General features: G+C 73.7%; 9 protein-coding genes. 4 read left to right on the forward strand and 5 right to left on the reverse strand.

Annotation, left to right across the window (positions count from 1 at the left end):
• Both AOK22_RS34995 and AOK22_RS43920 read left to right on the forward strand, forming a co-directional pair.
• Positions 1–952 (forward strand): AAA family ATPase (locus AOK22_RS34995; RefSeq protein ID WP_055702736.1); only part of this gene is annotated, 952 nt, incomplete at its 5' end.
• A complete protein-coding gene (locus AOK22_RS43920; RefSeq protein WP_341845632.1) occupies positions 949–4362 on the forward strand; it encodes an SAV_2336 N-terminal domain-related protein in 3414 nt (1137 codons plus the stop codon). The genes AOK22_RS34995 and AOK22_RS43920, both read left to right, overlap by 4 nt.
• Positions 4363–5082: 720 nt before the next feature.
• Here AOK22_RS43920 and AOK22_RS35005 read toward each other — a convergent pair.
• The 3 genes from AOK22_RS35005 to AOK22_RS35015 all read right to left on the reverse strand — a co-directional run bounded on the left by AOK22_RS35005 (position 5083) and on the right by AOK22_RS35015 (position 7689).
• Complete coding sequence (locus AOK22_RS35005) at positions 5083–5586, reverse strand: DUF6328 family protein (RefSeq protein ID WP_055702737.1); 504 nt, start codon at positions 5584–5586, stop codon at positions 5083–5085.
• 1 nt (position 5587) lies between these two features.
• Positions 5588–6991: an NADP-dependent succinic semialdehyde dehydrogenase gene (locus tag AOK22_RS35010; protein WP_055702738.1), complete on the reverse strand. Its 1404-nt coding sequence runs from the start codon at positions 6989–6991 to the stop codon at positions 5588–5590.
• A gap of 224 nt (positions 6992–7215) precedes the next feature.
• Positions 7216–7689, reverse strand: coding sequence for a nuclear transport factor 2 family protein (locus tag AOK22_RS35015; protein ID WP_055702739.1), 474 nt, complete (start codon positions 7687–7689; stop codon positions 7216–7218).
• Positions 7690–7843: 154 nt separating this feature from the next.
• On the opposite strand from AOK22_RS35015, the gene AOK22_RS35020 reads away from it, so the two are divergent.
• Together AOK22_RS35020 and AOK22_RS35025 are read left to right on the forward strand one after the other, a co-directional pair.
• Positions 7844–8395 carry a TetR/AcrR family transcriptional regulator gene (locus AOK22_RS35020; RefSeq protein WP_055702740.1) on the forward strand — a complete coding sequence of 184 codons (552 nt, stop codon included), beginning with the start codon at positions 7844–7846 and terminating at the stop codon, positions 8393–8395.
• Positions 8396–8424: 29 nt separating this feature from the next.
• A complete protein-coding gene (locus AOK22_RS35025; RefSeq protein ID WP_055702741.1) occupies positions 8425–8862 on the forward strand; it encodes a nitroreductase/quinone reductase family protein in 438 nt (145 codons plus the stop codon).
• A gap of 49 nt (positions 8863–8911) precedes the next feature.
• Here the strand turns inward: AOK22_RS35025 and AOK22_RS35030 are convergent, their stop codons facing one another.
• Complete coding sequence (locus AOK22_RS35030; protein ID WP_055702742.1) at positions 8912–9802, reverse strand: glycoside hydrolase family 19 protein; 891 nt, start codon at positions 9800–9802, stop codon at positions 8912–8914.
• Between the two features lie 278 nt (positions 9803–10080).
• Positions 10081–10778, reverse strand: a 698-nt coding sequence (locus AOK22_RS43320) for a discoidin domain-containing protein (RefSeq protein ID WP_244165225.1), incomplete at its 5' end; no start/stop codon positions are given.

Here is a 10778-nt window from a genome sequence, read left to right on the forward strand (position 1 = left end):
CTGGTGGGTCTTCCGCGGCCCGGCCGAGCTGCCGCCGCCCCCGCCCTGGCGCCGCCGCCCTTCCGTACCCGGGGCGAACGACGGCTACTTCATGACGCGCGAGGAGACCGCCGTCGTCAACGCCGCGCTGCAACTGCGCCGGCCGCTGCTGGTCACCGGCCGTCCGGGCACCGGGAAGAGCTCCCTGGCCCGCGCGCTGGCCCGGGACCTCGGCCTCGGCGAGGTGCTGCGCTGGTCGGTCAACAGCCGCTCCACGCTGGCCGACGCGCTGTACCGCTACGACGCCGTGGGGCGGCTGCGCGAGACGTCGCTGCGGCGCGAGCGGGAGGCCCCGCGCGGGCACGCCCGCCGGCTCGGACGGCGGCTGCCGCGCACGTCCGACATCGGCACCTATCTGCGCCTCGGCCCGCTCGGCACCGCCCTCGCGGCCACCGGCGGGCCCCGCGTGCTGCTGATCGACGAGCTGGACAAGGCCGACATCGACCTCCCCAACGACCTGCTCGTCGTCCTGGAGGAGGGCGAGTTCGAGATCCCCGAGCTGGCCCGGCTGCCCGAGCACGAGCAGACCGCCGACGTGCTGGTCACCGGCAGCAGGGAGCGCGTGCGCGTGCGGCGCGGCACCGTGCGGTGCGCGGAACCCCCGGTCATCGTCATGACCAGCAACGGCGAGCGCGAGTTCCCCGCCGCCTTCCTGCGCCGGTGCGTACGGCTCGACCTGGCCGACCCCGACCACGAGAAGCTCCGCATGATCGTCCGGCACCACCTGGGCGAGGCCGCCCTCGCCGACGCCGACGACCTCATCGAGGACTTCCTGCGCCGCGCCGACGTGGAGACCCTCGCCACCGACCAGTTGCTCGCCGCGGTCCATCTGCGCGTCACCGGCGCGGACCTGTCGCGCGAGGAGCTGGCCCGCAGCGTCACGCACCGCCTCGACGAGGCGTTCCTGGCGTGATCGAGCGACTGCGGGAGGCGCTCGCGGCCACCGGTCACGACGTCGGCGGCGCGGAACTCCTCGACGTGCTCTGGCTGGCCCGCGTCATGGCGGGCGGAGCGCAGGACGGGACCGACCCCGGGTACCGGGCCTCCGGCGCGGGGCGGGGCGACGCGCACGCCGAGGGCGGGGAAGCGCCGGACGACCCCGCCGAGGGGCCGGCGGGCCCCGGCGGAACGGCTCCCGGCACCCCTCAGGCACCACCGGCCGCCCCGCACGGACTCCGGGACGCGGGCACCCGCAGGGCCCTGTACACCGGGCAGGGCACCGGCCATTCCGCGACCGGCACCGCCGCCCGGCCCCTGCGCGTCCCCGTGCCGCGCGCCCTGCCCCGCGCCGGACAACTGGCCCGCGCGCTGCGCCCCCTGCGGACCTACCGGGGCCACCCGACCCGCACCGTCCCCGACGTGGAGGCCACCGTGCGGGCCGCCGCCGAGTCCGGTCTGCTCGACGTCGTCTCCCGGGCCGAGCCCGAGCCGGCCTGCGACGCCGTCGTCCTCGTCGACGACGCGCCGTCGATGCAGGCCTGGCGCTCCCTCGTACCGGAGATCGAGCGCCTCCTGCGGCGCAGCGGCGTCTTCCGCACGGTCCACGTGCGCCACCTCAGTCCGCGGCGGCCCCGGGTGCGTGGGCAGGGCGCACCGGCGGCGTCGACGCTCACGCTCCTCCTGACCGACGGCGTCCACCCGGCCTGGGCGGGACCCGAGATGCGCCGGGCCGTCACGGCCTGGCGACGCCGGGGCCCCGTCGCGGTCCTGAACCCCCTGCCGCGCCGCCTGTGGCGGGGCACCGCCCTCGATCCGCAGCCGCGCCCCCTGACCGGCGGCGGGGACATCCCGCTGCCGGTGCTGCCCCTGGAACCGGGCGCCGTCGCGTCCTGGCTGCGGGCCCTCGCCCGGCCGGGCGCCGAACTGCCGGTCGACACGGCCCTGTTCACGGCGGGGGAGACCGGCGAGCGCACGGAAGCACCGGAGGAACTCCCCGCCGACCGGCTGATCGCCCGTTTCCGCGGCGCCTTCTCGCCCGGCGCGTACCGCCTTGCCGTCCGCCTCGCCGCCGTCGGCCCCACGACCCCCGGCGAGATGCAGCTGGTGCGCCTGGCCACGCTCCCGGACAGCACGGCGGCGCACGTGGCGGAGGTCCTGGTGGGCGGCCTGCTGACACCGTTGCCGGGCGCGGGCCCGCGGTACGACTTCAAGCCGGGCGTCAGGGAGTTGCTGGCGTCGGGGCTCAGCAGGGCCGACGCCCTCGACGTGCGGGACGCGGTGGGCCGGGTGCTCGAACCCCACTGGGGCAGGCACCCCGATGCCGCCGCGCTCGTCGCGGACGACGACGGGCCCGAGAGGGTGCCCGAGGGGGCCACGGCCTTCGCGACCCGGGGCGAGCCCGCCGCGCCGGAACCCCCGCGACGGGAGACGGAGTCGGGGAGCGCGCAGGGCCGTGGAGCCGCCCTGCTGCGGACGACGGCCCACCGGATCGAGGCGCAGAGCGCGACCGGAGCGCTGGCGCTGCTGCTGACCGAGCGGTTCACGGCGTGGCACGGGCACCAGCCGGGCGGCGCGGAGGTCCGTGCCTGGGAGCGGTCGCTGCCGCACCTGGCCAGGCGGCTCGTCGACGCCGGGCTCGGCGACATCGAGATGCTGGTGGACTACCAGTTGCCGCTCACCAGCAGACGCGCCGACGTCGTCCTCGCCGGCCGCCACCCCGCCGACGGCGAGCCCTCCTATGTGGTGGTCGAGATGAAGGGCTGGCGCGAGGCGGCGGTCCTGGAGGACGACGCCGTGCTCGTCGCCGTGGACGGCTACTCCCGCCCGGTCCTGCACCCGCTGGAGCAAGTGCGCGGCTATGTCGACTACTTGATGTCGCATCACCAGGAGCTTGCCGACCGGCCGTGGCTCGTCACCGGCGTCGCCTATCTGCCCAACGCCACGCAGTTCGGCGTCGCCACGCTCTACGAAGTCGAGCAGGACGACCGCGCACGGCTCTACACCTCCGATCACGGCGGGCTGCTGTTGGACTTCCTGCGCGCGCGTTTCGCCCCCGGCCCCGACACCTCGGCCGCCGACAGCCTGCTCGCCGCGCGGGCCGTCCCCGCGCGGCAGCTGATGGCCGTCGCGGCCCAAGAGGTGCGGGAGCGCGCACAGTTCGTCCTCCTGGACGAGCAGCAGGTGGCCTACGAGACGGTGTACAGGGCGGTCCGCGCGGCCCTCGGCCGCACGAGGGAGGGGCAGAAGGAGGTCGTCGTCGTCACCGGCGGCCCCGGCACCGGCAAGAGCGTCATCGCGCTCTCCCTCGTCGGCGCGCTGTACCGCCAGGGCGTCTCCGTGCTGCACGCCACCGGTTCGAGCGCCTTCACCACGACGCTGCGGAAGGTGGCCGGGGCCAGGAAGCGGGAGGTCGGCGACCTCTTCAGATACTTCAACTCCTTCATGGACGCCGAGCCGGACGGCGTCGACGTGCTCGTGTGCGACGAGGCCCACCGGATCCGCGGGACCTCCGCGAACCGCTTCACGCCCGCGTCCCGGCGCACGGGACGCCCGCAGATCGACGAGCTGATCGACGCGGCGAGGGTCCCGGTGTTCCTGCTCGACGAGCACCAGATGGTGCGGCCCGGGGAGACGGGCACCGCCGAGGGCATCCGCGCGGCGGCACGGGCCAAGGGGCTCGGGTGCCGGATCGTGGGCCTGGACGAGCAGTTCCGCAGCGCCGGCAGCGCCGCCTACGTCCCCTGGGTCCTGCGGCTGCTCGGCTTCGACGGCGGTCCGCCCGCCGCGTGGCGGCCCGAGGACCGGATGCGGGTGCTGGTGGCGCGGACCCCGTGGGACATGGAGGAGTTCCTCGAACGCCGCCGCGACGAGGGCTATTCGGCCCGGATCACGGCCGGCTACTGCTGGCCCTGGACGAGGCCGACCGACGGCACGCTGCCCCCGGACGTGCGCATCGGGGACTGGCACCGCCCGTGGAACCTCTCCGGCGAACGCGCGGTCGCCGGCGCACCGCCCGCCGCCCTGTGGGCCACCGACCCCGCGGGCTTCGGCCAGATCGGCTCCGTCTACGCGGCGCAGGGCTTCGAGTACGACTGGAACGGCGTCGTCATCGGGCCCGACCTGGTGTGGCGCGACGACCGCTGGGTCACCGACCGCACCGCCAGCAAGGACCCGGCGTTCCGCCCGTCGTCCGTGTCGGACACCGATGTGGACCGGCTCATCCGCAACGCGTACAAGGTGCTCCTGACCCGGGGCGTGGTCGGCACCGTGCTGTATGCGACCGACGACGAAACCAGGCACAAACTGTCCGAACTCGTCGCGGGAACGGTGACCTTGGGACGCGACGCAGGCAATCCCGTGGCGAACCCTGGCGAATGGTCGTAGCCGCGGGGATCGCGGCCCGCCCCGCGATAGCCTCCGCTACGGAAGCCCAGGCCTGTCTCCCAACGCCCCTTCTGCTGAACGTGCGTTCGCGCGCAGCAGCGGGGACCACGGGAGACAGGAGGTGGGTTGATGGACCAGTCAGAGATGCCGGAGTGGTTCCGGCGGCATCGGTGGTGGATCCAGCTGCTGCTGGACGCCGCTGCCGTGGCTGGAGTGATCGTGGGGTGCGTGACGCCGTTCATGGTGTGACGGCGTACGCGCGGCGATCCGGTCGGCGGGCTCATGAACGGGCCCGGCCGCTGCGTAATCGACCGGGCCCGCCGCCCGCGTGACCGGCCCGGCTCCGGGTGCATCCGGAGCCGGGCCTCCGTCACGTCGGGAGACCTGTGAGCGCCCTCGCGCGGGTACGCCGGGTACGCGGCGTACGGCAGGGAGCTGCGCTGAGGGGTTCCGGTCAAATGTAGCGGCAGCGTGATCCGTAGCCCCTGTCGGCGGGTCGGCAACGACCTGCGTTAGCCATCGTTAACCTCTTCGCGCCGCAGGTCAACCGCGCCGAAGGTAGCGAAACCTGGCGTAATCCGCGATCTTGTGATCGCCCGTTCGCGGCGGGCACGGCGGGCGCACGGCTGAGCGGAGTCCTCGACCCGCCCGCGGGCGCCGCCGCCTTCGCGGAGCCGTACATCGGCAAGAGCGCCGACGGCTGAGCGGTCGCGACCGGGTTCACCGGGCCCGCGGAGGCCGGTCCGGAGTCGTGTGGCGGAAGCGCACCCAGGTGGGCAGGACGAACCAGCACAGCAGGTACCAGCCGACGACACCGGCCACCAGCCAGGGCACGACGGAGTTGTCGGTGGCGACCCGCAGGACGAGCAGGAGCGCGGCGGTCAGCGTGCCGAGCAGGAGGATCAGCCCGGTGAAGACCAGCCGGGACGCCCACAGGACCGCCCGCGGCTTGATCCTGCGCCCCGCCACGACGCGGTGGAACGCCACCGGCGCGATGAGCGCGCCGGTGGCCGTCGACCCGAGGAGCACCGTCACGACGTAGATCGTCCGGTCGGTGTCGCTCAGCTCCGTGAAGCGTGGCGCGAAGACCACGGTGAGCAGAAAGCCGAACAGGATCTGTACGCCGGTCTGCGCGACCCGCACCTCCTGGATCAGTTCGTTCCACCGCCGGTCGGCCCGCTCGTCCTCCGTCTCCCGGCGGCCGGTCGGGCCGGCCTCGTCCATGTCAGCCACCGGTCTCCGGCCCGTGCCAGACCGTCGTGGCGTTGCAGAACTCGCGGATGCCGTGGCCCGCCAGCTCCCGTCCGTAGCCGGAGCGCTTGACGCCGCCGAAGGGCAGGCCGGGGTGGGAGGCCGTCATGCCGTTGAAGAAGACGCCGCCCGCCTCCAGGTCCCGTACGCAGCGGGCGATCTCGCCCTCGTCGCGGGTCCAGACGTTGGAACTCAGCCCGAACGGCGTGTCGTTGGCCAGCGCCACGGCCTCGTCCAGGTCCGCGACACGGTAGAGCGTGGCCACGGGACCGAACGCCTCCTCGCGGTGGATCCGCATCTCGGGGGTGATGTCGGCCAGGACGGTGGGGGAGTAGTACCAGCCCCGTGTCTGCTCCTTGGGGCGCTGTCCGCCGCACAGGGCGGTGGCACCCCGGGCCAGCGCGTCCTCGACCAGCTCCTCCAGGTCGGCGCGGCCCTGCTCGGTGGAGAGCGGGCCGACGTCGGTGTCCTCGTCCATCGGGTCGCCGACGGTCAGCTCCCGCATACCGGCGACGAAGCGGTCGCGGAAGGCGTCGTACACGTCGGCGTGCACGAGGAAGCGCTTGGCGGCGATGCAGGACTGTCCGTTGTTCTGCACGCGCGCGGTCACCGCGGTCGCGGCGGCGCGCTCGACGTCGGCGCTCGGCAGCACGAGGTAGGGGTCGCTGCCGCCCAGTTCGAGGACCGTCTTCTTGACCTCGTCGCCCGCGATCGACGCCACCGACCGCCCGGCGGGCTCGCTGCCGGTCAGCGTCGCCGCGGCCACGCGCCGGTCGCGCAGGAGGGCCTCGACGGAGCCCGACCCGATCAGGAGCGTCTGGAAGCAGCCCTCGGGGAACCCGGCGCGCGCGAACAGGTCCTGGAGATAGAGCGCGGTCCTCGGCACGTTCGACGCGTGCTTGAGCAGGGCGACGTTGCCCGCCATGAGTGCCGGGGCGGCGAAGCGGACGACCTGCCAGAGCGGGAAGTTCCACGGCATCACGGCGAGGACGACCCCGAGCGGCCGGTAGTGCACGGCCGCCCGGGCGGCGCCCGAGTCGGCGACGTCGGCCGGCGCGGGGCGCTCGTCGGCGAGCAGTGCCTCGGCGTGCTCGGCGTACCAGCGCATGGCCTTGACGCACTTGGCGGCCTCGGCGCGGGCCGCCGTGACGGGTTTGCCCATCTCCAGCGTCATCGTGCGGGCGATGTCCGGGACGTCCTCCTCCAGCAGATCGGCGGCGCGGCCCAGGAGCAGGGCGCGCTCGGCGAAGCCGGTGAGGCGATAGCGGGCGTACGTGGTGTCGGCGGCCGTCAGTCGGCGCTCGATCTCGTCGGGCGCGATCGGCTCGAAGGTCTCGACGGTCTCGCCGGTGGCGGGATCGACCGTGGCGATGGGCATGCGATGCCTCCTCCCGGGCCGCTGGCCAGTGCGGAGCCGGCGGCTCGCGCGGTGGGTGGGACGGGACGGCGTTCTACCGGACGCCGCCGCACCTGAGGCCGGGACGACCAGCCTAGTTCGCCGCGCGCGAGGGGGCACGCCCAGCCGCGCGGCTCCTGTTCCGGCGTCCGGGTGCCCCTTGTGCGGCGAGGTGACACCCGGTCCGCCGTGCCGCGTGCGGGGATTCAGAGGCCGAGCTCGCTGAGGCCGGGGTGGTCGTCGGGGCGGCGGCCGAGGGGCCAGTGGTAGAGGCGGTCGGACGCGCTGATGGGGAGGTCGTTGATGGAGGCGTGGCGGGCGCGCATCAGGCCGTCGTCGTCGAACTCCCAGTTCTCGTTGCCGTAACTGCGATACCACTGGCCCGCGTCGTCGTGCCACTCGTAGGCGAAGCGCACGGCGATGCGGTGGCCGTCGTGGGCCCACAGCTCCTTGATGAGCCGGTAGTCGAGTTCGCGGGTCCACTTGCGGGACAGGAAGCCGACGATGGCCTCGCGCCCGGTGACGAACTCCGCGCGATTGCGCCAGCGGGAGTCCGCGCTGTAGGCGAGGGCCACCTTCTCGGGGTCACGGCTGTTCCAGCCGTCCTCGGCCAGGCGGACCTTCTCGGTCGCGCTCTCCCTGGTGAAGGGCGGGACGGGGGGACGGGCGGCGGTGGACATGGATGGACTCCTCGGTCGCTCCGGGGCGGAGAACGATCGTTCTCTCCTGGCTCGCCACCTTAGGAGAACGCTCGTTCTCGCGCAACGGCGCGCGACCCTCGAGTGCGTAGTAAGGTGAGCGAGAACGCACGTTCTCGACCGGGCGGGAGGCCCCATGGACCACGCGGAGGCCGAGGCCAGACTCCTCGACGCCGCCGAGGCGCTGTTCTACGAACGTGGCATCCAGGCCGTCGGCATGGACCAGGTCCGCACCGCGTCGGGTGTCTCCCTCAAGCGGCTCTACCAGGTCTTCCCGTCCAAGTCGGAGCTGGTGCGGGCCTGCCTGGAGCGCCGCGACCGCCGCTGGCGCGAGCGGCTCGCCGCCTACGTGGACGGCGAGCGGGGCGGGGAGGACCGTGTCCTCGCGGTCTACGACTGGCTGTACGAGTGGTTCACCGAACCCGGCTTCCGGGGCTGCGCCTTCATCAACTCCTTCGGCGAACTCGGCGCCCTCGACCCGGCGGTGGCCGACGCCGTCCGCGCCCACAAGAACGCCTTCAGCGCGTACGTCGCCGGTCTGGTGGCCGACGCGGGCGGCCCGGAGGAGGCCGTCGGACCGCTGGTCCTGCTCGCCGAAGGGGCCATGACGTCCGCCGCGATCTCCGGCTCGCCCGACGCGGCACGCCAGGCCCGGCGCGGTGCGGCGCGGCTGCTGGCCGCGTCGTAGGCTCCGACGGTTCGACACGAGGAGGGGCGATGGCGAAGACGTACCGCGTGCACTTCGGTACGCGCATGATCAACCGTGTGTTCCACACGCTGACCGGGCTCGGCATGGGCAACGGCTACCGGTACAACCTGAGCGTGCGCGGCAGGAAGTCGGGGCGGCTGTACTCCACCCCGGTCGACGTGATGTCGGCCGGCGGCGAGCGCTGGGTCGTGGCGGCCTACGGGGTGGGCGACTGGGTGCGCAACGCGCGCGCGGCCGGGCGGATCGGCCTCAGCAGGGGCGGCCGCTCGGAGAGCGTGGGCGTGGTGGAGCTCGGGCCCGAGGAGAGCGTGCCGGTGCTGCGCCAGTATCTGCGCGAAGTCCCGGTCACCCGGCCCTACTTCGACGTGACGCCCGACTCCTCCGACGCGGAGTTCGCCGCGGAGGCGGCGCGGCACCCGGTGTTCCGGCTGGTGCCGGGCGCGTGAGAAGCCGGGCGTGCCCGTGCGGCGGGCCCGCCCGGCGGGTGGGGCGGCGTCAGCAGCTCAGGTTCGAGCCCGGGGTGGTACCGAGGATCTGGGTGAAGGACTTGTAGCGGTCGATGCGGCTCTGGACCTGGGCGGGGTTGCCGCCGTTGCACTCCAGGGTGCCGTTGATGGCGCGGATCGTCTCACCGAAACCGGCGCCGTTGACCATGGCGTTGTGCGGGGTCATGGTGCCGGGGCCGTTCTGCGTGTTCCAGTACCAAAGGCCCGTCTGCCAGGCGATGGCCGGGTTCTGCTCCACCAGGTAGGGGTTGTTGAGCAGGTCGATGCCGAGCGCGTCGCCCGCGGCCTTGTAGTTGAAGTTCCAGCTCAGCTGGATCGGGCCGCGCCCGTAGTAGGCGGCCTGGCCGGCCGGGCAGCCGTAGGGCTGGGTCTTGTCGCAGTAGTGCGGGTAGTTGCTCTGGTTCTGCTCGACGACGTACTTGAGGCCGCCCGTCTCGTGGCTGACGTTGGCGAGGAAGGCCGCGGCCTCCTGGCGCTTGACGGTGTCGCTGCCGGTGTTCGCGAAGGCCGGGTACGACTTCAGGGCATCGGTCAGGCCCTTGTACGTGTAGAACGGGTTCCGGCTCGGGAACATCTGGTTGAACTGGGCCTCGCTGACGACGAAGCCGGACGGGTCGGGGTTGCCCGGGTCCGTGCCGCCGCCGCAGGTGCCCTGGTCCGTCCACACGTCCGACCTGCCCGGGGTCTCGTTCTGGGTCCACCACTTGGCGGTCCAGTTGTGTCCGTTGTACGAGGCCGACTTGCCGCCCGTGTAGACGGACGTCGCGCTCCACGGCGCGGCGCACTCGGCGGCCGACGCCGTCGTGGCGGCCGGACCCAGGACGATCATCGCGCCGAGCGCGGCCAGCGCGGCCGCGCAGCTGGTGATGCGTTTGATCATGCCAACTCTCCTTACGGGCGGGGCGGGTGGAGGGTCCCGCGCCCACCATGGGGGTGCCGCGACTCAAGCGAAATGGTCTGGACCTGTCAAGGTCTGGACCAAAAAACGGAAAAGTCTCCGGAGGTGGCCGCACGGCGCGTCCGCGCGGCCTCTGCCGGGCCGATGCGGCGCTCAACAGGGCTGATGTGCGGAAGAGTCGGCGGGTGCGGCGGCCCGCGGCCGGGCGCGGACCGAGGTAAAAGATCCGGACCGTCCAGCATGCGGACCGCCGCCGGAGGTCAGGACAGGTAGGCCTCGACCTCACTGAACTGGGCCGCGGGCCAGCCCGAGTTGGCCGTGACGGACAGACGCAGATGGCGCACGCGCGGGCTGTCGGCGGGCAGCGCGACGGTCACCGTGTTCCCGGTCGCGGGGTCGAAGCGGTACGCCTTCGACGCGGCCGGCGTGGCGTAGCCGGACCCGTCGGAGCTGCCCTGGACGGAGAGGGTCTGGGTCCGCGCCTCATAGGCCGCGGCGGGCGGCAGCTTCAGGACGAGCCTGCGCACGGCCTCCGCCTTGCCGAGGTCGACCGTGAGCGACTGCGGGAAGGCGTGGTTCGTGGATTCCCAGTACGACGCCGGGTCGCCGTCGACCGCCCTGCCGGGCGCGTACACGTCGGCGTGGCCGGTCGCGGTGGCGGGACGGCCCTTGGCGAGGTTGCGGCCCGGGTCGGGGTCGGGGTTGCCGCCGCCGTCGGGGACGCTGTAGGCGACGTTCAGCGCGTTCGCCGCCTCCGGCGGCGTGAACTCGACGCTCTGGCCCGCGGAGAGGCGTACCGCCCGGCGGCCCGACGCCTCCGAGGCGGGCGTGCCCTGGGTGTGGTCGGGGTCGATCCTCGTGCCGTCGGTGAGGGCCGTCTCCGCCTCGACGGAGGTGAAGGGGGTGGTGGCGCCCGCGGTCGCCCGAGCGGTGGGCGCGGCGGGGGCCGGGGCCGCGT

It is taken from the genome of Streptomyces silaceus (genome assembly GCF_001419745.1).
Lineage (GTDB): Bacteria > Actinomycetota > Actinomycetes > Streptomycetales > Streptomycetaceae > Streptomyces > Streptomyces silaceus.

Bases quoted from the DNA above. Each gene is read 5' to 3' on its own strand.
- AOK22_RS35005 (WP_055702737.1), bottom strand. From the start codon at position 5,586: ATGGACGAGGCCGGCCCGACCGGCCGCCGGGAGACGGAGGACGAGCGG.
- AOK22_RS35010 (WP_055702738.1), bottom strand. From the start codon at position 6,991: ATGCCCATCGCCACGGTCGATCCCGCCACCGGCGAGACCGTCGAGACC.
- AOK22_RS35015 (WP_055702739.1), bottom strand. From the start codon at position 7,689: ATGTCCACCGCCGCCCGTCCCCCCGTCCCGCCCTTCACCAGGGAGAGC.
- AOK22_RS35020 (WP_055702740.1), top strand. From the start codon at position 7,844: ATGGACCACGCGGAGGCCGAGGCCAGACTCCTCGACGCCGCCGAGGCG.
- AOK22_RS35025 (WP_055702741.1), top strand. From the start codon at position 8,425: ATGGCGAAGACGTACCGCGTGCACTTCGGTACGCGCATGATCAACCGT.
- AOK22_RS35030 (WP_055702742.1), bottom strand. From the start codon at position 9,802: ATGATCAAACGCATCACCAGCTGCGCGGCCGCGCTGGCCGCGCTCGGC.